Origin of the sequence: Nocardia sp. NPDC051052, from assembly GCF_044456045.1 — a bacterium.
Lineage (GTDB): Bacteria > Actinomycetota > Actinomycetes > Mycobacteriales > Mycobacteriaceae > Nocardia.
Window position 1 is genome coordinate 210665 of record NZ_JBITFL010000005.1, and the last position, 22972, is coordinate 233636.

Annotated in this window: 22 protein-coding genes; 10 read left to right on the forward strand and 12 right to left on the reverse strand. The window is 66.0% G+C overall.

Features of this window, described 5'->3' with window-relative positions:
• The first annotated feature begins 614 nt into the window (after nt 1-614).
• From galK to ACIBCN_RS18505, 3 genes are all read left to right on the forward strand, one after another.
• A complete protein-coding gene (gene galK, locus ACIBCN_RS18495; RefSeq protein ID WP_396992773.1) occupies nt 615-1748 on the forward strand; it encodes a galactokinase in 1134 nt (377 codons plus the stop codon).
• A gap of 228 nt (nt 1749-1976) precedes the next feature.
• Nucleotides 1977-3707, forward strand: a complete 1731-nt coding sequence (locus tag ACIBCN_RS18500) for a sodium:solute symporter family protein (protein ID WP_396993312.1) — start codon at nt 1977-1979, stop codon at nt 3705-3707.
• Between the two features lie 9 nt (nt 3708-3716).
• On the forward strand, nt 3717-3971 hold the full coding sequence (locus tag ACIBCN_RS18505) for a hypothetical protein (RefSeq protein ID WP_396992774.1): 255 nt from the start codon (nt 3717-3719) through the stop codon (nt 3969-3971).
• Nucleotides 3972-4066: 95 nt separating this feature from the next.
• On the opposite strand, the gene ACIBCN_RS18510 is transcribed toward ACIBCN_RS18505, so the two are convergent.
• Entirely contained in the window at nt 4067-4225 is a 159-nt protein-coding gene (locus ACIBCN_RS18510) for a hypothetical protein (protein ID WP_396993323.1), read from the reverse strand.
• Between ACIBCN_RS18510 and ACIBCN_RS18515 the strand changes: the two genes are divergently transcribed.
• Nucleotides 4185-4676 (forward strand): FBP domain-containing protein, encoded by a 492-nt coding sequence (locus ACIBCN_RS18515; RefSeq protein ID WP_396992775.1) that lies wholly within the window; start codon nt 4185-4187, stop codon nt 4674-4676. The genes ACIBCN_RS18510 and ACIBCN_RS18515 overlap by 41 nt on opposite strands.
• 234 nt (nt 4677-4910) lie before the next feature.
• Here ACIBCN_RS18515 and ACIBCN_RS18520 read toward each other — a convergent pair whose 3' ends face one another.
• From ACIBCN_RS18520 to ACIBCN_RS18545, 6 genes are all read right to left on the reverse strand, one after another.
• Nucleotides 4911-6392: a PepSY-associated TM helix domain-containing protein gene (locus ACIBCN_RS18520; protein ID WP_396992776.1), complete on the reverse strand. Its 1482-nt coding sequence runs from the start codon at nt 6390-6392 to the stop codon at nt 4911-4913.
• 247 nt (nt 6393-6639) lie between these two features.
• Nucleotides 6640-7203: a hypothetical protein gene (locus ACIBCN_RS18525; RefSeq protein ID WP_396992777.1), complete on the reverse strand. Its 564-nt coding sequence runs from the start codon at nt 7201-7203 to the stop codon at nt 6640-6642.
• A gap of 150 nt (nt 7204-7353) precedes the next feature.
• Nucleotides 7354-9012 (reverse strand): acyl-CoA synthetase, encoded by a 1659-nt coding sequence (locus tag ACIBCN_RS18530; RefSeq protein WP_396992778.1) that lies wholly within the window; start codon nt 9010-9012, stop codon nt 7354-7356.
• A gap of 170 nt (nt 9013-9182) precedes the next feature.
• The gene (locus ACIBCN_RS18535) at nt 9183-10808 is read right to left on the reverse strand and encodes an acyl-CoA synthetase (RefSeq protein WP_396992779.1); all 1626 of its coding nucleotides are present in this window, start codon (nt 10806-10808) and stop codon (nt 9183-9185) included.
• 356 nt (nt 10809-11164) lie between these two features.
• The gene (locus tag ACIBCN_RS18540) at nt 11165-11668 is read right to left on the reverse strand and encodes an ArsR/SmtB family transcription factor (RefSeq protein WP_396992780.1); all 504 of its coding nucleotides are present in this window, start codon (nt 11666-11668) and stop codon (nt 11165-11167) included.
• A gap of 102 nt (nt 11669-11770) precedes the next feature.
• The gene (locus ACIBCN_RS18545; protein ID WP_396992781.1) at nt 11771-12403 is read right to left on the reverse strand and encodes a hypothetical protein; all 633 of its coding nucleotides are present in this window, start codon (nt 12401-12403) and stop codon (nt 11771-11773) included.
• 1024 nt (nt 12404-13427) lie between these two features.
• Here ACIBCN_RS18545 and ACIBCN_RS18550 point away from each other — a divergent pair.
• From ACIBCN_RS18550 to ACIBCN_RS18560, 3 genes are read left to right on the forward strand one after another with little or no spacing between them, the layout of a single operon-like run.
• Nucleotides 13428-13607 carry a CopG family transcriptional regulator gene (locus ACIBCN_RS18550; protein ID WP_396992782.1) on the forward strand — a complete coding sequence of 60 codons (180 nt, stop codon included), beginning with the start codon at nt 13428-13430 and terminating at the stop codon, nt 13605-13607.
• On the forward strand, nt 13607-13945 hold the full coding sequence (locus ACIBCN_RS18555) for a VOC family protein (protein ID WP_396992783.1): 339 nt from the start codon (nt 13607-13609) through the stop codon (nt 13943-13945). Before ACIBCN_RS18550 ends, ACIBCN_RS18555 begins: the two co-directional genes overlap by 1 nt.
• Before the next feature lie 17 nt (nt 13946-13962).
• Nucleotides 13963-14808 (forward strand): class I SAM-dependent methyltransferase, encoded by an 846-nt coding sequence (locus tag ACIBCN_RS18560; RefSeq protein ID WP_396992784.1) that lies wholly within the window; start codon nt 13963-13965, stop codon nt 14806-14808.
• Nucleotides 14809-14865: 57 nt separating this feature from the next.
• On the opposite strand, the gene ACIBCN_RS18565 is transcribed toward ACIBCN_RS18560, so the two are convergent.
• Both ACIBCN_RS18565 and ACIBCN_RS18570 read right to left on the reverse strand, forming a co-directional pair.
• Nucleotides 14866-16095: an acyl-CoA dehydrogenase family protein gene (locus ACIBCN_RS18565; protein ID WP_396992785.1), complete on the reverse strand. Its 1230-nt coding sequence runs from the start codon at nt 16093-16095 to the stop codon at nt 14866-14868.
• A 33-nt stretch (nt 16096-16128) separates the two neighbouring features.
• Nucleotides 16129-17523, reverse strand: a complete 1395-nt coding sequence (locus ACIBCN_RS18570) for an acyl-CoA dehydrogenase family protein (RefSeq protein ID WP_396992786.1) — start codon at nt 17521-17523, stop codon at nt 16129-16131.
• Nucleotides 17524-17653: 130 nt separating this feature from the next.
• Here ACIBCN_RS18570 and ACIBCN_RS18575 point away from each other — a divergent pair, with 130 nt between their 5' ends.
• Complete coding sequence (locus ACIBCN_RS18575) at nt 17654-19147, forward strand: glycosyltransferase family 39 protein (RefSeq protein ID WP_396992787.1); 1494 nt, start codon at nt 17654-17656, stop codon at nt 19145-19147.
• A 99-nt stretch (nt 19148-19246) separates the two neighbouring features.
• Here ACIBCN_RS18575 and ACIBCN_RS18580 read toward each other — a convergent pair whose 3' ends face one another.
• The gene (locus ACIBCN_RS18580; protein WP_396992788.1) at nt 19247-20008 is read right to left on the reverse strand and encodes an alpha/beta fold hydrolase; all 762 of its coding nucleotides are present in this window, start codon (nt 20006-20008) and stop codon (nt 19247-19249) included.
• 59 nt (nt 20009-20067) lie between these two features.
• Here ACIBCN_RS18580 and ACIBCN_RS18585 point away from each other — a divergent pair, with 59 nt between their 5' ends.
• A complete protein-coding gene (locus ACIBCN_RS18585) occupies nt 20068-20439 on the forward strand; it encodes a MerR family transcriptional regulator (protein WP_396992789.1) in 372 nt (123 codons plus the stop codon).
• 139 nt (nt 20440-20578) lie between these two features.
• Here the strand turns inward: ACIBCN_RS18585 and ftsX are convergent, their stop codons facing one another.
• Both ftsX and ftsE read right to left on the reverse strand, forming a co-directional pair.
• On the reverse strand, nt 20579-21484 hold the full coding sequence (ftsX, locus tag ACIBCN_RS18590; RefSeq protein ID WP_396992791.1) for a permease-like cell division protein FtsX: 906 nt from the start codon (nt 21482-21484) through the stop codon (nt 20579-20581).
• Nucleotides 21484-22173: a cell division ATP-binding protein FtsE gene (gene ftsE, locus ACIBCN_RS18595; protein ID WP_396992792.1), complete on the reverse strand. Its 690-nt coding sequence runs from the start codon at nt 22171-22173 to the stop codon at nt 21484-21486. Before ftsE ends, ftsX begins: the two co-directional genes overlap by 1 nt.
• 427 nt (nt 22174-22600) lie before the next feature.
• Here ftsE and ACIBCN_RS18600 point away from each other — a divergent pair, with 427 nt between their 5' ends.
• Complete coding sequence (locus ACIBCN_RS18600; RefSeq protein WP_396992793.1) at nt 22601-22897, forward strand: DUF6907 domain-containing protein; 297 nt, start codon at nt 22601-22603, stop codon at nt 22895-22897.
• The last annotated feature ends 75 nt before the right edge of the window (nt 22898-22972 follow it).

Here is a 22972-nt window from a genome sequence, read left to right on the forward strand (position 1 = left end):
ACTCTGGCTGTCCACCGCAGTCGGGCTCGGTGCCTCGGGAGTGTCCACTGTTCACCGCCGGAAATTCTGACATCAAGATGGCGATGTGAATAGGGCCCACGCCACTAGTAGTAGCCAATCGGGGGAGTCGGACAATAAGGCCGACAATTGTTGGCCCGGGCCTGCCACGCTGACGATGCTCATGTGCCCGCACCCGTCGTTCGTATTGTCTGATCGGCTATCAGCCTGGGGAAGGCAAGAAGCGGAACTGAACAGTTTCCGTAATCGTCTTGCGCCGGCGATCGGCCGTCCTACTTTCAGCGCAGTGCGTCTGAGCGGTGCACCGATCTGAACAATATGGAGGGGAGAGATCGGTGCACCGCCCAGACGCTCTGTCATCAACCTGTCAGGGGGTGTCGAGGAGCAGGTCTGGTCGTGTGATGAGGGCGTCGGGCCCGGTGGTGGCGTCGGCTTTCATGGTCGTCATTGGCACTACGCTCGTTGGTGCCGAATCCTGATCGAGTGTCCATGCTGCGCGTCCCCAGTCGGGGGGCTTCGTGCCCGTTCGGCGTCCACCCCGGTGTGTCTCGTAACGTGTGGCAAGGCTTGGTGAACACGACAGACAGGGAGGGCATGTGCGGACGTGGGTAGCGCCGGGACGGGTCAACATCATCGGTGAGCACACCGATTACAACGATGGTTTCGTGCTGCCCATCGCGCTGCCGCTGGTGGTGGAGTGCGCGGCGCGGGTGCGCGCGGACGCGATGGTGCGGGTGGTCTCGCGGCAGCGGCCGGACGAGACAGTTCTCGTCGCGGTGGCTGAGCTGGCGGTCGAGCGGGATCGGGTGCCGGGATGGTCGCGTTACCCGCTCGGCGTTGTTGCCGAATTCGTGCGGCGCGGCCATGCGATCGGCGGGGTCGACCTCGAGTTGGACGGTGCGGTGCCGATCGGCGCGGGGTTGTCGTCCTCGGCGGCACTGTCCTGCGCGGTGGCGATCGCGTTGCGGGATCTGTTCGCGCCCACTGTCGCCGATCGTGAGCTGATCGAGATCGCGCGCGCTGCGGAGAACGACTACGTCGGCGCGCCGACCGGTTTGCTGGATCAGTCGGCCTCGATCCTGTGCACGGCGGGGCACGCGCTGTTCCTCGACATCCGGCGCTTCGTCGAGATCGGCCGTGATGATGATACGAATACTGTTGCGCACGAACAGATTCCGTTCGACCTCGCGCGATTCGAACTGGAGCTGTTGGTGATCGACACCGGCCAGCCGCACGAGCATGTCGACGGCGGTTACGCCGAGCGCCGTGCCCAATGTGAGGCTGCCGCCGCGCAACTCGGTGTGCCCGCGCTGCGCGACGTCGATTCGGTGGCCGCGCTGGACCGGATCGCCGACGACGTGTCGCGTCGCCGGGCACGCCATGTGGTGACCGAGAATGCCCGAGTGCTGACTGTTGCCCAAAGATTGCGAGATGGTGCCGATCCGCGCACGATCGGGTCGGTCCTCACCGAGGGACACGCCTCGCTGCGTGACGATTTCGAGGTGTCGACACCCGCGCTGGACGCCGCCGTTGCCGCCGCACTGGGGGCCGGGGCGCACGGCGCGCGGATGGTCGGCGGCGGATTCGGCGGCAGCGTGATCGCGCTCGTCGATCGGGACAGCACCGACGCCGTGGTGGCCGCGGTGCGGAATCGGTTCGCCGACGCGGGCTTTGCCGAGCCGCGCACCTTCGTCGTCGGCCCGGCGGCCGGTGCGCACCGCGCCGATTGAGCGACCGCCCAGGTTTTTGTGCACGATTGTGGCCCGCGAGTGAGGCACAATCACGCAGAGTAGGTGTCGGCCGAGACACCATTCGGCCGGCGACGAGTGAGTCGCGCGCCATGCAGTACCACCCGTAGACGCACGATCTCGCACCACGAAAGATCTCGCTCGACGCCCGGTTTCACCGCCAGGAGGGACGCTGTGCCGCTTGCCGATTCACCTGTTCTGACGTCCGCGCTGCTCGCCGCCGAACCGCGGTCGACGGCATCGACCTATTTAGACGCCTCATCGACCCTGCGGCTGGACGCGGCTCCCGTCGACTTCGCCCTGGTCGCCCTGTATTTCGTGTTCGTGCTCGGCATCGGCCTGCTGGCCAGACAGCGCGTCTCGTCCAGCATCGACTTCTTCCTGTCCGGGCGTTCGCTGCCCGCCTGGGTTACCGGTCTCGCGTTCATCTCCGCGAACCTCGGTGCCGTCGAGATCATGGGCATGTCGGCGAACGGCGCCCAGTTCGGCTTCCCGACCTTCCACTACTTCTGGATCGGCGCGATCCCGGCCATGCTGTTCCTCGGCGTGGTGATGATGCCGTTCTACTACGGCTCCAAGGTCCGTAGCGTGCCCGAGTTCATGCGCAGGCGCTTCGGCACCGGCGCGCACCTGGTGAACGCGCTCAGCTTCGCCATCGCCCAGGTGCTGATCGCGGGCGTCAACCTGTATCTGCTCGGCACCATCCTGAACGTGCTGCTTGGCTGGTCGCTGTGGCTGTCGGTGATCATCGCGGCGGTGATCGTGCTCTCCTACATCACCCTCGGCGGGCTGTCGGCCGCCATCTACAACGAGGTGTTGCAGTTCTTCGTCATCGTGGCCGCGCTGCTGCCGCTCACGCTGGTCGGCCTGCACAAGGTCGGCGGCTGGGATGGCCTGCGGGACAAGGTGACCGCCTCGCCGGGCGGCGGGGCACAACTGGAATCCTGGCCGGGTAACGAGCTGAGCGGATTCAGCAACAACATCCTCTCGGTGATCGGTATCGTGTTCGGCCTCGGGTTCGTGCTCTCCTTCGGGTACTGGACCACGAACTTCGTCGAGGTGCAGCGCGCGCTGGCGACGCACTCCATCTCGGCGGCGCGGCGCACCCCGATCCTCGGCGCCTATCCGAAGATGTTCATCCCGCTGATCGTGGTGATCCCCGGCATGATCAGCGCGGTGCTCGTCCCGCAGATGAGCGAGTACAAGGCGGCGAAGGTGGCGAATCCGGACTTCACCGGCGACACCACCTACAACCAGGCGTTGCTGTATCTGATGAAGGACGTGCTGCCGAACGGCCTGCTCGGAGTCGGCATCGCCGGTCTGCTCGCGGCGTTCATGGCGGGGATGGCGGCCAATATCTCCGCATTCAACACGGTGTTCAGCTATGACCTGTGGCAGCAGTACGTGCGCAAGGATCGCCCGGACGGGCACTACCTGACCGTCGGTCGCCTGGCCACCGTCGGCGCGACGGTGACGGCGATCTTCACCGCCTTCATCGCGTCGAACTTCAGCAACATGATGGACTATCTGCAGACCCTGTTCAGCTTCTTCAACGCGCCGCTGTTCGCGACGTTCATCCTCGGCATGTTCTGGAAACGGATGACGCCGACGGCGGGCTGGATGGGTCTGGTCTGCGGAACCGGTTCCGCCGTGGTGATTTTCATCCTGCATCAGACGAAGGTGTTCCACCTGTCCGGCCAGGGTTCGAGTTTCGTGGCCGCGGGCACCGCGTTCGCGGTCGACATCGTGGTCAGCGTGCTCGTCACGCAGGTGACCACGCCGAAACCCGTCGCCGAACTCGTCGGCCTGGTCTATTCGGAAACCCCGAAGGAGGTGCGCACCGATCCGGATCAGGCCTCCCTGCCCTGGTATCAGCGCCCGGTGCTGCTCGCGGGCATCGCCCTTGTCCTCGTCATCGCCCTCAACATCCTCGTCGGATAAGGAGCCGCAATGCTTTTCGACATCCGCACCATCGTCGGCGCCCTACTCGGCTGCTACGGGGTGGTCCTTGTGATCACCGGTCTGGTCAGCAATACCGCCGCCGACCAGGCCAAAACCGGCAATATCAATGTCAACCTGTGGGCGGGGCTCGGCATGGGGGTCGTCGCCCTGCTCTTCATCGCCTGGGTGATCCTGCGCCCGATCGCGGTGCCGGACAAGTCCCCGGCCGCGGAGCTCCCGGACGAGCCGTCGGAAACTCCCTGACCCGTGCGAAACCCCGCCAGGACCGCCCTGGCGGGGTTTCGTGTCTCTGGGCCTGTTTGTGTCATCCGGACGACCGATCGGTCTGGTGATGCTGTTCACAAGTAGCTGACCAGCAGGTATTTCTGGGTGAAATGCGTTTGTTCGATGCCGGTCGCGCCCCGTAACGTCACTTCGGTTTTGTTCACCGACAAATCAGAACGGAGTGAAACCGCCATGAAACCAGTGACTGAGCGCGACATCAGGTCGTCGTTCATCAACTGTTCCAAGACCGAGGCCAAAAAACTACCGGTGCCAAAGGACCTCGACGACCGCCCCTGGGACGATCTCGACTTTCTCGGCTGGAGCGACCCGTCGCTGCCGGGCCGGTGCTATCTGGTCATCCCGAAGGACGACGACGAGCTCGTCGGGGTCGCGCTGCGCTACGAAACCGGTGGGTCGGGCCGAGCCCAGATGTGCTCGATCTGCCTGACCACGCACACCGGCACCGGCGTGTCCCTGCTGACGGCGGCCAAGGCAGGTCCGTCCGGACGCAAGGGCAATACGGTCGGCACCTACATGTGCACCGACCTCGCCTGCTCGCTGTACGCGCGGGGCAAAAAGACACCGGCACTGGGCAATCGGTATCGGGAGAATTTGAATCCCGAGCAGAAGGTCGAGCGGATGCTCGCCAATATGCAGGCGTTTGTCGCCAGGCTGTACACCTAGATCCAGCCGCTAGCCGACACTGACCGCTAGCTGATCACGTCCGCACTATTCGAAATGGAGGTAGATGCCATGCGCCGACACTTGACACTCGGCTCGCCGAACCCGCACCCCGAGTTCCGCGACAGCACAAGCACACTCAGGGTACGCGAGGTTCCTCTCCGGTCGAGACGGCCTGGCTGCCGTTGCACGCAGCGCTGACCAGACCGCCTCATCCGGAGAGGAACCGCCTACCGATTACGCGCTTCGCAGCCTTGTCCCCAGACCGATCAACACGTCGATGGCAAGGAAGGCGAGCAGGCTCGACCCGACCAGCGGGACGAACCAGCCGACCACCAGCGCCGCGGCGACCACCGACACCGCCAACCACGGCGAGGTCCGGCGCAGCGCGCCCCGCTTCGGCGCCCGGCCCAGTGCGGGCCGTCCGGTTCGGCGCGTCGGCCGCCTGCGCCACCACATCAGATAGCCGCGCACCAGCACCGTGATCAGCCCGATCATCACGGCGAGCAGCAGCAACTGGTTGAGCAGACCGAACAGCAGACCCATGTGGAATTGGATTCCCCAGTTGGTGAGCTTGGCCATCAGCGGCCAGTCGGCGTAGGCGAGCCGGTCGGTGACCGCGCCGGTGGTGCCGTCGACCGCGACCGCGTCGACCGTGTAGCTGCCCGACATCCGGCGCTCTTTCACCGCGAACGCCTGATCCGACGCGGACGGGAAGGTGATCTCCGCGGCCTGGGTCACGCCATTGGCGCGTGCGGTCTCGAAGACGCGGTCTACCTGGGCGACTCGGAAGATCGGGTCGACCGGGGCGGGCGTCATCTCATGGCCCTCATGGTGCCCGCCGCCCGAAGTGTGTTCGGGTGCTGCGGTTCCCGGCAGCGCCGTGGTGACTGCCGGTGTGGTCCAACTCAATTGCTGACGCAGGTCGGTGATGTTCGCGCCCGCGTAGGTCGACCAGGTCATGCCGGTGGCGGACAGCAGCAGGATGATCGGGAGCACCCACATGCCGACGGAGCCGTGCCAGTTCACCGTGCGGCCGCGGCCGTGCTGCGAGCGGTCCGGGGCGAACAGCCAGCCCGCGGAGTTCCGATTACGGCGGGTGCGCACGCGGCGCACCCAGACGACCAAACCGGCCAGCGCGATGACCCACAGCCAGGACGCGGCAAGCTCGCTGTAGAGGCGGCCGGGTTCGCCGAGGTGCAGGTCGCGATGCAGGCGATCGATCCAGGTGCGCAGGGGGAGTGCACCGGAGCTGCCGTAGACGACGGCGTCCCCGACCGGCTCGGCAGTGTACGGATTGACGAAGACCGCGCGGCGTTCGGACTCGCCGAGCGACGGGTCGTTGAAGAGGGTGCGGGTGGTGTCCTCGGCGCCGGGAGCGGGTGCGACCGCGGCCAAGGTGAGGTTCGGCTGGGTCGCGACGGCGGCGTTGATCTGCTCGGCCAGGGGTTTCGGCGCGCCGCCCGCCTCGACCGTCAGCAGGTCGCGCGACACGATCGATTCGAGGGTGGGTGAGATGGCGTAGAGGGCGCCGGTGACGGCGGCGATGAGAATGAAGGGGGCGACGAATATGCCCGCGTAGAAATGCAGGCGCATCGCCAACGCGTACAACCCATTTCGAGCTGTCGGTTTGTTACGTACCTGGGACGGCTGCGGTTCCGGTGCCTGCGGTGGTAATTCGGCGTCGGGGGTGATGGTTTCTGTTGTGCTCACGGTCATTTCGTTTCTTCGGCTCGGGAGCGCGAGGGCGCGTTGTTCCCGAATAAGCGGTCGGAATATGTGCTTCGGCCTTGGCGCGCGTCGGCGGCATCGAGGGGACGACCGCACAGGTCGAGGAATTGCGTACGGCGACAACGAAGTCGGCGCAACGGCGCGGACAACGAGACGGCGATGTCGACGCGTCGGCAATGCCGGTGACGCAATGCGTACACCGGAACATGCGCTGCATATTAGCGCTGGAGCGAAGTCAGCTGGCGACGGCGAAGGGTGGCCCGCGAGTCCGCAGCGATGCCGCGGCGAGGACACGCAGAATCACGCGGTCCCGGTGCGCGGTCCGCAGTGCCGCCGGATCGGCGAGAACAGGTGCGGGCCGATGCGGTCGCAATACTCGGAAGAGCGCCGCGGTAGCGGTCCGATAAGCGGCCTCGGTACTGCGGATAACAAGTGCGGCGACAACGGCCGCGAGCAGATGTGCGCTGAGCATCGGCGGCGTCAGTTGCGCATCGCCATGGTGCAGGTGCCCGGAGCTGAACCCCATGGTCAGATGCCCGAGCAGCTGCCCGGCGACGAGCGCGGTGACGAGTCCGGCGGACGTATCCCGCAGCGGGGCGAGCCCGGCCACCAGCGCGCCGACCACCGCGGCGGCGGCCACCAGCAGCGCGAGCGTCGTACTGTCCGGCGACATTCCCCCGGACGCCCAGCCGTGTGCCGCAACGGAAATGGTCCCCGAGATCGCGCCGGCCGAACCACCGCGCACCCGCGCGACGGCGCCGCGATGCTCCGCGACAGATCGGCCGAACTCGATACTCACGCGCTGATAGTAGCCGACGAATTGCGCGCGAATTCCCCAGTGACAAACGCCCGGAGAACGGCAGAAATTACCATCGCACGCCCGTTGATCTTCCGCACCGGCATCGCATGCGATTATCGGAGGGAAACATCGAGGGGCGTGTGCGGGTGGTCAGCTCGCTTCGATGTCCATCTCGATGAGCGGTTTGCGGAGCAGCTTGCCGGTGGCGTTGCGGGGGAGTTCGTCGAGGAAGATCACCTCGCGCGGCACCTTGTAGCGGGCCAGGTTCGCCTTGACGAAATCCTTGATCTCCTGCGAGTCACGCTTGGAGTCCGGGCCCGGGACGACGAAGGCCCGCAGCCGCTTGCCGAATTCGCGATCGTCGACGCCGACCACGGCGGCCTCGAAGATGTCCGCGCGCCCGGCGATCAGGTTCTCCACCTCGAGCGGGAAGACGTTCTCGCCGCCGGAGACGATCATGTCGTCGTCGCGGCCGTCGATGTAGAGCAGGCCGTCGGCATCGAAATGCCCGACGTCGCCGCTGTTCATCATGCCGTCCACGATCTCCTTGGTGCGGCCGTCGGTGTACCCGCTGAACGCGAAGCCGTTGTCGACGAAGATGGTTCCGGTGACACCGGGCCGGGTGATCGGCTTGCGGTTCTCGTCGAGCAACACGATCCGGATCCCGACCGGTGCCTTGCCCGCGGTGGTCGGCGCCTTGCGCAGGTCCTCGGGGGTGGCGACCGTCATGACGGCGCACTCGGTGGAGCCGTACAGGTTGTAGAGGGTGTCGCCGAAGTAGTCGAGGGTGCGGGTGACCACATCGGGCGCGATGGCCGAGCCCGCCGCGAAGATCACCTTGATGGTGCTCGGGTCGTATTTGGCCAGCACCGCGTCGTCGAGGTCGAGGATGCGCTGCAGCATGGTCGGCACCACCACCAGCGAATCGGCGCGGTACTTCACGATGTTCGCCAGCGTCTGCTCCGGGTCGAAGCGGCGCTGCTGGAAGATCACCCGGTTGCCGAGGGCCACCCCGATGGTGAACTGGGAAAGGCCGGTGCCGTGGAAGATCGGCGCCGCCATCACCATGGTGCCGTTGTGCGGCATCGGCACCCGGTCGACGAACTGGGCCGACGCGAACGGGCTCACCTTGTCGCGCGGCGCGCCCTTGGGGGTTCCGGTGGTGCCGCTGGTCAGGATGATCATGCCGCCCGCCTTCGCGGGCGCGGGCAGCGCGGCGGTGGACTGGCCCGCGGACAGCGACTCGATGGTCGCGATCGACGGATCGACATTGTCCTTCGCGTCGACCCAGGTGAGTACCCGGGGAATCTCGGCGGGAATGGCGCTCATCAGGTCGACGAACTCGCTGTCGTGCAGCACCGCCTTCACCTTTTCGCGCGCGGCGACGTCGGCGAACTGCGGCTTGGCGAACCCGGTGTTCATCAGCACCGCGCGCACCCCGAGCTTGCCTGCCGCGAGCAGGCTCAGCACCATGCCTCGGTGGTCGCGGGCCAGTACCGCCACCACGTCACCGGGCTTGATGCCGTGTGCCGCGAGGCCGCGGGCAAACGCGCTCGACTGCTCGTTCAGCTGGCCGAAGGTCAGCTCACCGCGCTCGTCGACGATGGCGCCCGCCTCCGGCCTGGTCTGGGCGGCATGCATGGCGACGCCGGCGAACGGGCCGAACTTGGCCACGTTGAACGCGGAACGCGCGGCATGATCGAGCCGGAGCGGATTGAACAGCCGCCGCTTGACCATGACGTTCACGCCCAGGGCGAGATCGCTCGCTTTGCGGGCAGTGCCACTCAACGCGGGGAGGGAGACAACCATTCGACAACAACCTTCCGGCGGCCCCACCCGGTGTGAGCCAAGGGGTGGTGCGGACCGCAGCTTCGGGATCCAGTGCTATCGCTAACAATAGCAAGCATCTGTAACCCGATGTGTCACGTATCTCAACAATAGCTACCGATGGGTAACCAGTTGGGGTTGCCTCGCCGGGATCAGGTGGTGACCTCGTACTCCACCAGCACCCGGCGCAGCAGCTTGCCGGTCGGGTTGCGCGGCAGGTCGTCGAGGAACACCACCTCGCGCGGCACCTTGTAGCGGGCCAGGTTGTTCTTCACGTAGGCCTTGATCTCCTCGCTGTCGGGCGTGTGGCCCGGCTCGGGAACGACGAAGGCGCGCAACCGCTTACCGAATTCGGCGTCGTCCACCCCCACAACGGCCGCGTCGAAAATGTCCGCGCGCTCCAGCAGCAGGTTCTCCACCTCCTGCGGGAAGACGTTCTCGCCGCCGGAAACGATCATGTCGTCGTCGCGGCCGTCCACCATCAGGAGGCCGTGCTCATCGAAGTGACCGACATCACCGCTGGACATGTAGCCGTCGATGACCTGCTTGTGGCGACCGTCGGTGTAGCCCTCGAACGGCGTGCCGCTGCGAATGAAGATGCGCGCGGTCGTGTTGATCGCGCTGACCTGCTTGTCGTTGTCGTCGTAGAGCCGCACCTCGCAGGTGATCGGCGCGCGTCCGACGGTGCCGGGGGCCATCGCGAGCTCCTCCGGATTAGCGATGGAAGCGACCGAGCACTCGGTGGAGCCGTAGAGGTTGTAGAGGACAGGCCCGAACGCCTGGGTGGCCTTGATGGTGAGCTCTGGCGACAGCGCCGAGCCCGCGAGCAGGATGACCCGCAGCGAGGAGATGTCGTACTTGGCGCGGATCGCCGGATCCAGTTCGGTCATCCGGTGCAGCATGGTCGGCACCGCGACCAGCAGTTCCGCCTTGTGATCGGCGATCATCTTCAGCGTTGCCTCGGCGTCGAACCGCCTGCGCATCACCACTTTGTTGCTCATGGCCATGCCGACCAGCCAGCTGCCGAACCCGGTGCTGTGGAAGATCGGCGACACGATCACCTGGGTGCCCTTGAACGGGAACGGGACTCGGTCGAGGAACTGCGCGGTGGCCAGCGGCGACACCTTGACGCGGGTGGCGCCCTTCGGCAGGCCGGTGGTGCCGCTGGTGAGGATGATGAAGCCGCCGGGCTTGCTCGGCTTGGGCAGCTCGGCGCTGGAGTTGCCGGTGACCAGATCGTCGAGAGTCTTTGCGCCTTCGGGCAATTCGGTGCCCTCGTCGACCCAGGTGAGGAAGCGCGGGAGGTCGGCGGGCAGCGCGTCGAGCAGGCCGAGGAACTCGCTGTCGTGCAGCATCGCCTTGACCTTCTCGCGCTGGCACACCTCGGCGAACTGCGGCTTGGCGAACCCGGTGTTCATCAGCGCGACGCGCACGCCGAGCTTGCTCGCGGCGACCATCGCCAGGATGAGGCCGCGGTGATCGCGGGCGAGCACGCCGACGACGGTGCCCTCGGTGATCCCGGCCGCCTGCAAACCCCGCGCGATCGCGGTGGACTGCTTGTCGATCTGTCCGTAGGTCAGTTCACCGCGCTCATCGGCCAGGCCGATGGCCTCGGGATTGATCCGCGCGTTGTGCCGGATCAGCGTGGCCTGCGGGCCGAATATCTGCGATTCCTTCAGTGTCCGAAGGGTTTCCAGCGGCTTGCGCGGGTCGGAAACACCGCGGGACCTGAGCACTCCGAGCGCCTTGAGGCTCTCGAGCGCGTGCGCCATCTTCATGTCGAACACCTCCACCAGCAAACTCGCGTCGGTACTCGACCTAGCGATATCGAACGGCGTAACTGAGGTCATAACCGTAGCAGCGGCGTGTCGGGTGTCACACGGCTACGCCTCGAGCATGGGCCCTCGGCGTTTCGTGCCGACCGCACCGGTGGCTATTTGACAGCGCACCATCGAGCGCGTTCGATACCGGTAGGGGGTAGTCGAACAAAGAATGGAGCTGAGTCAATGATGATCATCAAGCTTGTTCGATCGACTTCGGTACCTGCGGACTGCTCATGCGGTCCGTCCTGTCAGTGCGGGTGCCAGTCCGGCGGCGCGTGCAGCTGCGGTAGCGATAACTGCTGACCCCGTGGTCAGCGTCGTGCGCTGGCCAACGCGATGAGTAGTGGCACCAACCGGGCCGCGGGCACCTCGAAACGCCCGCGGCCCGCCGTGTGCAGCCAGCCGACCGCCGCCAGCTGGCGCAGATGGTGATAGACCTGCCCGGAGGTGCCGACGCCCTCCAGTCCGACGAGTTCGGCCGCGGTCCGTCGGCCACCGATGATCTCCCGCAGCAGCCGTAGTCGCACCGGATTGCCGAGCGCGGCAAGGCATTCCGCGGTCTCGGCCCAGTCGTCCTCGATCAGATCGCCGGTGGTGAACGTCGCCTGCCACCCGTAGTGCTCGTCGGTCGGTAGCCGCACCGACCCGGCGAAGAGGACGCCGCCGTTCGGCTCGTCGTCCGCGACGAACTCCTCATGCAGGCGGACCGCCGCCCACCGGTCGTCGGTGGTCGTCGCCACCTGCCCGTTCGCGTGCTCGCCGGCCAATTCGTCGAGCCGCCGTTCGAGTTCCGCAACCCGCTCTTCCAGACTCACGTCACCGAAACTACGGAATTACGTAATTCCAGACAAGAGGTGAATTCGGTGACAGGTCGGGCCCCACGGCGCATGCCGCGGGGCCCGAAGGGTCGAGTCGATCTAGTTGTAGACGGCGCCGAACGAGGGCACCGAGATCGTGCCCAGCTGGTACTGGAACCCGTCCGGATTCGCATCGCTCACCGGAACCGACCAGCGGTGCCACAGGCTGCCGTACACCGCGGCCACGATCATGCCGCCACCCGTGTCGAGGGGCCTGGTGCGGATGGTGGTGTCCACGGGAACGTCCTGGTGCTCGTACAGCACCTCGGTCCCGCTGCGCCCGTTGGACAGGTTGATCCACAGCACTTCCAGCTTCGCCCCGCCCTGATTCGGCGCGATCGTGCCCGGTCCGCCGAAGAATCCGAAGCGGAAGCCGTCGAGTCCGAGTGCGATGCCGGAGCCGTACACGCCCGGCCCGTCACCACGTCCGATGTCCGACTGCGCCGGAATCTGGAACGGTTGCGCGGGCAGCGCAACCTGCCCGGCCTTGGTCATCTGCCCGGAGGCCAGCAGCCGATCCACCGCCTGTTCGGCCGCCGGGTTGCCCGCGGCCGCGACCCGTAGCTGCCGCGCGGCACCGGCCAAGTCCACGGTCGCCGGTGCGGCACCGGCATTACCAGCAAAAACACTCGCTACGACCGCCGTGGTGGCGAAAACGGTAGCGAGGCGACGCGTCACGCTCAGTCGTTCCATATCCAGTTGCTCCTCGAGGTCTCTGGTACAGCTCGAAAGAAATAAACGCAGGCCGTTACGTTGCCAGCGTTTCCCTGCCCGGTCCACTATCCGCCTGAACGTGTCCCGTTCGGGCTAAGGGGATCTCGGAGGCGCGCGTGTCTCGACCGAAGACCGACAGGGACGTAGCGGCCGACCGCCCACCTGCGCGTGAGCGGTTCGAAAGTGAAACGGTCTCGTTCGCACGGATTTGCGAATCGGGCCGAAAGTTGTTGGTAGGCCCAGGGATTGTGATGCCACTTCCTCCCGAGGGGCGATGGACACGGTCCAAACATCGCGCCCAGGGAGGAGGTGGTGGGGAACGGCGAAACATCGCCGGGGGAAGAGCAAGGCCCCGGTCGATTACGGCATCGTGCTTGCAACAAGTGTCGTAATCGCCGGGGCGCTCATCCTGGTCCGCCGAGTTTGGCAGGCTAGATAACCCGCCAGGTGGGGCCGCTGTTAGCGCAGCGGTCTCACCGCTCGGCATCACTCTCGTGATGACTGCATCGTACCAAGGTGTGCGCCGTGCGGACATGTAGTTCGAGGCGCCGCTCCGTATGCGAAATGTGAAACTGACGTGTTCGCACAGGTTTGCGAATCGGGCCGAAAGTTGTTGGTGGGCCCAGGTATTGTGATGCCACTTCCTTCCGAGGGGCGATGGACATGGTCCAGACATCGCGCCCAGGAAGGAGGTGGTGGGTATGGCGAAACATCGCCGGAAAAAGAGCAAGGCCCCGGTCGACTACGGCATCATCCTTGCAGTTGCTGCCGTGATCGCCGGGGCGCTCGTTGCGGTCCGCCGAGTGCGGGCGCATAGGTAATACCCACCAGGTGAGGCCGCTGTGTACAGCAGCGGTCTCACCGCTCGGCATCACTCTCGTGATGAGCCGATCTTACCAAGCCTTCCGGCCTGTCTGCAGGTAGTTCGAGGCGTCCTGCGGTGATGTCTTCCTCGTGAAAACTGGCCGTGGCGCCTAGCTACTTAGGATGCTAGCATCCTAGTGTGGGCGATGAGGAGATCAAGCAGTTCAACGTGTACCTGCCGATCGGGCTGATCAAGCGGGTCAAACACCACTCCATCGAGTCGGGGCTCTCGCTGTCGGCGTTGGTCGCCGCGGCGCTGCGCGCCTACCTCGACGACGCCGACAGGCAACAGCGGAACTCGACCGAGAAGGAATCCTGATGACTACCAATGGCATTGAGGCCGTGTTCCTGGAGACGCACAACTGGGGCAAGGCGGCGAAGTTCTTCCAGGCGCTCGGCTACGAACTGGAGTTCTCGACCGACCACAACTCCGGTCAGCTCCGAAACGGCGACGGCCCTTACGTATTCATCGCCGAGGTCCCCGAGGATCGAAAGCCCGGAATGCAACTCGTGCTGAAAGCCGCCGACGAGGACGCGCTCGCCGCCGATCCCGCCATCGAGGTGGTCACCCCATTCGAGGAAACCCATTACGGGACAAGGGAAATGACCGTTCGTGATCCCGACGGGCGGCTCTGGACCATGCAGGTCGAGAAGTAACCGTAAGGAGAACTCTGATGGCAGAGGTGCCGGACAATACGGCAGTACGAACCGCCCTGTGGCGAGCGATGCACGTTCGGGTCGACCCGCCGCCGCACGTGCTGGAAGACGAGATCGGCCTGCGACTTGTCGCCCCCGACGCGGACTGGCGCAGCCGCCCGGACATGGATCCTATTGGCACCAGCGGGTTTCGGGCATCGATGGTGGCCCGCGCGCGGTTCGTCGAGGACCTGGTTGCCGAACAGGCAGACCACGGTGTCGCCCAATACGTCTTGCTTGGCGCGGGTCTGGATACCTTCGCTCAGCGCAGACCAGAGATCGCCTCGCGTCTAACGGTTTTCGAAATAGACCAGCCTGATACCCAGGCCTGGAAACGGCAGCGCCTGACCGAGCTCGACCTCGGCGTGCCGGACTGGTTGCGGCTGGTGCCGGTCGATTTCGAGGCGAATCAGTCCTGGTGGGCGCAACTGATCGCGGCCGGGTTCGAACCGGCTCGCCCCGCGGTCGTCACCTCCACCGGCGTAAGCATGTACCTCACCAAGGAAACCACTGCGGCGACCCTGCGTCAGCTATCCGCGCTCGCCCCCGGATCGACCCTGGCAATGACCTTCCTGCTACCGACCGACCTACTCGCCGCCACCGACCGCTCCGGGCTCAAAGCCTCCGAGGATGGCGCACGAGCCGCCGGAACCCCGTTCATCAGCTTCTACACCCCACAGGAGATGCAGGACCTAGCCCGCGAAGCCGGTTTCAAAGCCACCCAACACGTTTCAGGAACCGCCCTCGCCGACCGCTACTTCACAGACCGCACCGACGGCCTTCGCCCATCGACCGGCGAGGATTTCCTACTCGCCACCACATGAGACAGAAAACCGGCGCCGGTCCACCCTGGGCCGACGCCGGTTTCGCTGTGCGACTTACTACTTCAGCTCGGCACTGGTCTTGCCGAGCACCCGGCGAGCCACGATGAGCTGCTGGATCTGCTGGGTACCTTCGAAGATGTCGAGGATCTTGGAGTCGCGGCCCCACTTCTCCAGCAGGGTGCGCTGCGAGTAGCCGATGGCGCCGGCCAGCTCGACGGCCTTGAGGGAGACGTCGGTTCCGGTGCGGCCTGCCTTGGCCTTGGACATCGAGGCCTCGAGCGAGTTCGGCTTCTTGTTGTCGGCCATCCACGCGGCACGCAGCGACAGCAGGTAGGCGGCCTCGTAATCGGCTTCCATGCGCAGGAATTCGGCGGCCGCGGCGTGCTGGTTGTTCGGCGGGGTGTCGTAGGAGATCTCGACACCGGCGTCGGTCAGGATGGCACGCAGCTCCTCGAGGGCGGCACGGGCGACGCCGACCGCCATCGCGGCAACGAGCGGACGAGTGTTGTCGAAGGTCTGCATGACCCCGGCAAAACCCTTCTCCACGTTGACTTCCGGGCTGCCGAGGATGTTGTCCTTCGGAATCCGGCAGTCCTGCAGCAGCAGCACGGCGGTGTCGGAGGCCTTGATGCCGAGCTTGTGCTCGAGCCGGGCCACCGAAAGACCCGGGGCATCACGCGGCACGACGAACGACTTGATCGCCGCGCGGCCGAGGCTCTTGTCGACCGACGCCCACACCACGATGTGGGTGGACCGCTGGCCCGCGGTCACGAAGATCTTCTCGCCGTTGAGCACCCACTCGTCGCCGTCGAGCACGGCGGTGGTGGTGACGGCGGCGGAGTCGGAACCGAAGGACGGCTCGGTGATCGCCATCGAGGCCCACACCTTGCCGAAACGGCCGAGCTGCTCGTCGGTGGCGACGGCCGCGATGGCCGCGTTGCCCAGACCCTGGTAGGGGATCGACAGCATCAGGCCGACGTCACCCCAGGAGGTCTCCAGGGCGTTCAGTAGTGCGGACATGTTGCCGCCGTTGCTGTTTCCGAGCAGCTCGGTGGCGTGCGTGTCCGACTCGCTGTCGTCCTCGCGACCGCCCGCGGCGCCGCCGATCTTCTGGGTGCCGGAGTCGGCGAGGCCTTCCACCATGGCGGCCATGGTGTCCAGCTCGACCGGGTACTCGTGCTCGGCGAGGTCGTACTTGCGCGAGATCGGCCGGAAGATCTCGGTCGCGACCTGGTGGGCCTGGTTGGCGCTGGCCCGCAGCTTCTTGGGGAGTTCGAGATTGATCATGGGAAGTCTCCTGGAAGGTAAGGAACGAGCCGGTTAGATGAGCACGACACCTTCGGCGACGCCGATGCTCCGCAGGTCGCGGTACCAGCGCTCGACCGGGTGTTCCTTGGTGAAGCCGTGGCCGCCGAGTAGCTGCACGCCGTCCAGGCCGATCTGCATTCCCTTGTCCGTGGCCAGCTTTCGGGCCAGCGACGCCTCACGGGCGAAGGACAGACCCTGTTCCGCGCGCGAGGCACCGCGCAGGGTGACCAGCCGCAGGCCGTCGAGCTCGATCGCGATGTTGGCGACCATGAAGGCGACCGCCTGGCGGTGCGAAATCGGCTCGCCGAACGCTTCCCGCTCGTTCACGTACGGAATCACGTAGTCAAGCACGGCCTGTCCGGTGCCGACCGCGAGCGAGGCCCAGCCGAGGCGGGCCAGCCGAACGGCGTCGGCGTAGTCCTCGGCGCGCTGCTTGGCGTCACCGTCGCCGAGGATGGCCTCGGTGCCGACCGCGACATTGTCGAGCAGCAGGCGACCGAGACCGGCGGCGCGCAGCCCCATGCTCGGGTCGGCCTCGACCACCAGGCCCGGGGTGTCCGACGGAACGATGAAAAGCGCGGGGCGACCGTCGAGTTCGGCGGCGATCAGGAACAGCTCGGCATCCGCGGCGGCGGGCACCAGGCTCTTCAGCCCGGAGATCCGGTAACCGCTCGGCGAGCGAACGGCCTTGGTCTGCAACGCGAACGGGTCGAACAGCGCGCGCGGCTCGCTGATCACCACGGAGGCCTGCGGCACGTTCTCGCCGGTGAAGGCGGGCAGGTAGGTCTTCTGCTGGGCGTCGGTGCCCCACTGGGACAGTGCGACCGCGACACCGCTCGGCGCGAGGATCGGCAGCGCTAAGCCCATGTCGCCGTGCGCAAGCGCCTCTGCCACCAGGGAATTGGTGACCGCGCCACGCTCCGATGCGGCGCCCTCGAGCTCTTCGGGGACGTTGATCAGCGTGATGCCGAGCTGGGCGGCGCGCTCGAGCAGGTCGCGCGGGGCCTTCGCGGCGGCATCGGCGTCGTAGGCGGCCGGACGCAGGATCTCCTCGGAGAACTCCCGCACCGTCTCGACGATCATCTGCTGCTCGTCGCTGGGGGTGAGGTCGAAGAAGTCCTTCGTCTTCGCCTCGTTCGGCGCGAGCCGCTTGGGCTGGCCGCTACCGGTGACCTTGGCGAAGGCACGGGTGGCGGCGCCGAGCGTGCGGAAACCGGTCTTGGTGCCTTCGTAGGTGACTCGCTCGATCGGCTTGCGCAGGTTGTACTTCTCGGCGAGCTCCGACCCGGTAATGGTCGTCATCACCCGCATGGCCGCGCCCATCCAGTCCCGCTTGGGGTGGCTGAGGCCGACGGCGGACGTGTCTGGACTTCGCTTCGTTGCGCTGTCTCGAGTGCTCATCATCACCTGTTTTCTCGGATGGGTGGGGTGAGGTCTTGGCCCCGGCTATCTTACTCCTGAGTAAGACTATCTTACTCCAGAGTAAGAACCGCGTCGAGGTGCAGCATACGCCGCTTATCTGTGCCAGGCTGAGCGGGTGCCCATCGTCGCGGTGCTGTTTGCTGCTGTCCTGTTCGCCGGTGCCCCGCGGTACGGGTACCACCGGGACGAGTTGTACTTTTTGGCGGCCGGCCGCCACCTCTCGTGGGGGTACCCGGATCAGCCACCGCTAACGCCGCTCATTGCCAAGGCGATGGCCGCGATCGATCCCGATTCGTTATTCATACTGCGCTTGCCCGCGGTGCTCGCGGCCACCCTGGTCGTGGTGTGTGCCGGGTTGATGGCGCGGGAGTTCGGTGGCGGGCGGGGAGCCCAGGCGTTGGCTGCCGTCGCGGTGGCGAGTGCGGCCGTGGTCATGGGGACCGGGCACGTGTTGAGCACCGCGGTGTTCGATCTGGCCGCGTGGTCGGTAGTGTCGCTGATGGTGCTGAAGCTGATCCGCGGTGCACCCGACGAGGCCGACCGGCTGGCGGAGGCCGGGCCGATACGCCGAAAAGCGTGGTGGCTCAGTGGTCCGCGGTGGTGGCTGGTGATCGGCCTGGCGATCGGTGTCGGGCTGCAGAACAAGCTGCTGCTGATCTTCCCGGTGCTCGCGTTGCTGGTGTCAATGCTGGTGTTCGGGCCACGAAAGCTGTTCGCCACCAAGTTCTTTCCGATGGCGATCGGCATCGCGGTGCTGCTCTGGCTGCCGTATCTGGTGTGGCAGACGCGCAACGGATGGCCGCAATGGGAGATGAGCCGGGCGATCGCGGGCGGTTCCTCCGGGACTTCGGATTCGCCGATCATGTTCGTGCTCTTGCAGTTCGGTTTGATCGGACCGCTGTTGGTGCCCTTGTGGGCGTTCGGCTTGTGGCGACTGGCTCGGGACAGCCGGTATCGCGCTTTCGCAGTCGCGTACGCCCTGCTTTTCTTGCTGTTCGCGGCGACCGGTGGGAAGGCGTACTACCTGGGCGGGATGTATCCGATCATGCTCGCGGCGGGGGCGGTTCCCTTCGCCGCGTGGTTGGGACAGCGACGAATACGTTGGGCAGCAGTGAGTTTCGTGGTCGCGTTGAACGTGATCTCGTCGGCGGTCCTGTTCCTGCCGGTCCTGCCAATTTCGATGCTGAAGGACTCGACGGTCCTCGGGATCAACTACGACGCGGGCGAAACGATCGGCTGGCCCGAGTTCACCCGCGAAGTCGGGGAGGCGCGTGCGCGACTCGGTGGCGACGTCGCCATCCTCACCGCCAACTACGGCGAGGCCGGGGCCATCGAACGGTTCGGCGGCCCCTACCACCTGCCGAAACCTCATTCCGGCCACAACTCCTACTGGTGGTGGGGGCCGCCGAACGACACTGCCACCGCCGTGCTGACGGTCGGGCTGAATCGCGACTACCTGACGCGTTTCTTCGCCGACATCCAACCCGCCGGCCGCATCGACAACACCCGCGATATCGACAACGACGAACAGGGTGCACCTCTGTTCATCTGCCGAAATCTTCGTGCCCCCTGGTCCGAGCTATGGCCAGCGGCCAAGCACCTGGGCTGATCCCCACCCCCCGGTGCCGGGTGGCGATGGCCGAGCACACGCTCGACCGATGCCGCAGTGCGGGTGATATTCCGATCACCAGTGGGCTCGCCGTACGAGTTAGAGCCGGTGGCGGTAGAGGAAGTCCTCGACGGTTTTACGCCACAGCTCGGGTTGCTCGGCCATGAGGACGTGCCCCGCCGGGATCTCCGAATATTCCGCGCCAGGGATGGACTCGGCGAGGAACCGGGAGTTCGCCGGGTCGATCAGCAGATCCTCCGTCGCATTGATGACGAGCGTCGGGACGGCGATGCGACCCAAATCGTCAGTGGTGTCGACGATTTCGACCAAGCTGGCCTGTTGGAGCGTGCCACCCGGAATGGTTGTCGCGCCGATCCGCACGAGCTCATCGACCTCGTCGGCGGGCAGACCGTTGAGGAACGCGGCGCTGAAGGCCTGCGAGAGTGCTAGGCGGGCGAACGTCGCGGTGTCACCGCGATCGAGCAAGTCCTGCCAGATCTGCACGGCGAGGCGGGCACGGTTGTCCGCCTTCGCGAATCCCGCGGCGAGGATCAGCCCGCGTACCCGGTCCGGATGGCGCGCGGCCGCGCGCACGGCGACGGTGGTGCCGAGGGAGTAGCCCACGATGGTGAACGTCTCGACGCCGGAGTCGACGGCCGCCGCGACCAGCGCGTCGGCGAGACCGTCGAGGGTGAGCTGGATATTGCTGTCCGGATAGTCGGCGGCGACCACGGTGTGCGTCGCGGCCAGCACGGGAATCAGCGCGCCGAAGTTGGTCTCGATGGTGCCGCTCGCGCCGTGGGCGAGGACGAGGCCGGGCCCGGTTCCGGTCACCGCGGTCCGCAGGGGAATTGCTGTCATGCCAGCCAAGTTAGGAATTCACATGAGTGTGAAGGCAAGCCGAGGGTGAGGCAGGTCATATGTTGATCGGAGAACTGGCACGTCGCACCTCGGTGAGTACTCGCTTGCTGAGGTACTACGAGGAGCAGGGTCTGCTGCAACCACAGCGCGACGCGCTCGGCTACCGCTCGTACGCCGACGACGCGCCGGAACAGGTCGGCCACATCAGGGACATGCTGGCCGCCGGCCTGTCGACCGAGGACATCCGCAGCTTGCTGCCGTGCACGATCGACCACGCCAACAAGTGGATTCAGGCTTGCGACGCATCCCTTGGCATCGTCGAGAACCGCCACGGCGACCTGGACCGGAAGATCGCCGAACTCGAACAGCAGCGAGAACGGCTCACCGCGAAGCGCACGTCGATCAGGGCGGCCATGCCCGCCGCGCACTGACGGGCCCGGTCTCGTCGGACAATTTCGGTGCCGTACGCCGGAATTCCGCCGCGCGGGACAGGAAGTGTCCGCGCAGACCGCCCCTGATAAACAGCGCGAGCCAGCCCACCGGACTGGCTCGCGCTGTGTGGTACCGCCGCTATTCGCGCACGTAATACCGCAACGTCCCATACGCGGTCAGCGCGGCGAACACGATGCCGACCGGCGCGATCACCAACGCGACCATCGCGATGTCGTCGCCGGTGATCCGCGGAAACACCTTGCTGGCGAACAGATCTCCGAGCGCCCGATCGATCACCAATGGCCGCGCGAGCAGCAGCCCGCCCACCGCGACGAGCGAACCGGCCAGCGCGGCGACCACCGCCTCCAACAGGAACGGCAGCTGGGTGTACCAGCGGGTCGCACCGACCAACCGCATGATGCCGACCTCGGTGCGCCGGGTGAACGCGGCGATCTGCACCATGTTCGCGATCAACAGCAGCGCGGCCAACGCCTGCAGCACGGCCAGCCCGAACGCGGCATTGCGGAGCCCGTCGAACAGGCTGACCAGCCGGTCCACGATGTCCTTGTCGTTGCGCACCATGCCGACGCCTGGCCGCTGATAGAACTTCTCGTAGATCTGCGGATACAGTTCCGCGTTCTTCATCTTCACCCGCAGCGACGCGGGCAGCGGTGTCTCGCTGACGTACTTGGCCAGCTCGGGCTGGTCCTTGAACGTCTTCTCCTTGGCCTCGCGGACAGCGTCGTCGCGGCTGAGGTACTGGACCGATTCGACGTCCTTGGTCGCCTTCAGGTCCGCCATCAGCGTCTTGCATGGATCGCGGGAGCAGTCCGGGTCGTTGGCGGAGACGTCCTCGGTGAGATACAGCCGCACCTCCAGCCGATCCAGGAAGTACTGCTCGGTCTTGTCGGCGATCCGCACCGCGAGCAGGCCGCCACCGAGCATGGTGAGCGAGACCGCGACGGTCAGGATCATCGCGATGGTCATCGTGACATTGCGCCGGAGACCGGCGAAGACCTCGCTGAACAGAAAACTCGCGCGCATCAGCGATCCACCCCGTAGACACCGGTCGCCTCGTCGCGCACCAGGCGGCCGCGATCGAGTTCGATCACTCGCCTGCGCATCGCGTCGACGATGTGGTTGTCATGGGTGGCCATCAGCACCGTGGTGCCGATCCGGTTGATCCGCTCCAGCAGCATCATGATGTCGCCGCTGGTGTCCGGATCCAGATTGCCGGTCGGTTCGTCGGCGAGCAGCACCAGCGGCCGGTTGACGAAGGCGCGGGCGATCGCCACCCGCTGCTGTTCGCCACCGGAAAGCTCGGACGGTAGTCGATCGGATTTGCCGCCGAGACCGACCATGTCGAGCACCTCGGGGACGGTGCGGTCGATGAACTGGCGCCGCTTGCCGATCACCTCCAGCGCGAACGCGACATTGTCGTGCACCGACTTCTGCTGCAGCAGCCGGAAATCCTGGAACACGCACCCCATCCGCTGGCGCAGCTTCGGCACCTTACGGCCGGGCAGCCGGTCCACTCGAAAGTCGGCGACCTGTATCTGCCCCGCGGTGGGGCTTTCCTCTTTCAGCAGCAGCCGCATGAAGGTGGACTTGCCCGAGCCGGACGGTCCGATGATGAAGACGAACTCGCCCTTGTCGACATCGACGGTGATGTTGTCCAGCGCGGGTCGCGTCGAGGTCTTATACGACTTGGTGACGTTCCGCATGGTGATCACACCAGCCCCCTAGCCGGGCAGCGTAGACCCGCACGTCCAGGCGTCTGATCCCTTGTCTTGCAGGGCATTTCGCTCCAATCGTGGCACTGCTCTACATCGGTGTACATCGGTCCGCATCGGCACAAATCGGGCTCAATTCGTGCTACAAATCGTGCTATGGCGTGCTACCAGCCGACAGTCCAGCTAATCCAGGGGTAACCCGCGCCAGCGATCCTAGCTCGTACCGGGGTACGGCTCCGGGACCATGGGCGAAATGCGAGGCGGCCCCCAAACCGTTGCCACGTCCGTATCCGTACGGTCACCTGTTGGGCGCAGGCGACCGTAGAGGATTCGTAGACAGACTCACCGCGGGTTGCTCCGCCACCAACTACCGTGGGGCGACACGTCCCTCCGACGTTCGGGGGCAGCCATGGGGAGGATTACACCGATGACCGATATAGCCAGCCTGCGCAACTGCCCGTCATGGTGTGTAGACCACCACGACCCTGACGAACCCGACGCAGGCCACATGCACTTCGCCGCAGAGGCAACGATGCACGTCGCCCGCCACGCCAATCCACGCCGTGTGGGACTCGGCCGCACCGACAGCACAACCGCGGGGCAACCACCGCACACCACCATCGTTGTCGACCTCGGTGACGGGGGCCACGAAATGACCGTGGAGGAAGCGACCGAGCTCGCAGGCTTAATCGCTGTTCAGGTAACCCGCGCCACGGGCGACTGATCACCTGCGCACTTCCGAGTCGTCGGTGATGCCGCCGGAGAGGGGCTCCCCGGCGACACCTGCACCACCTCGAAC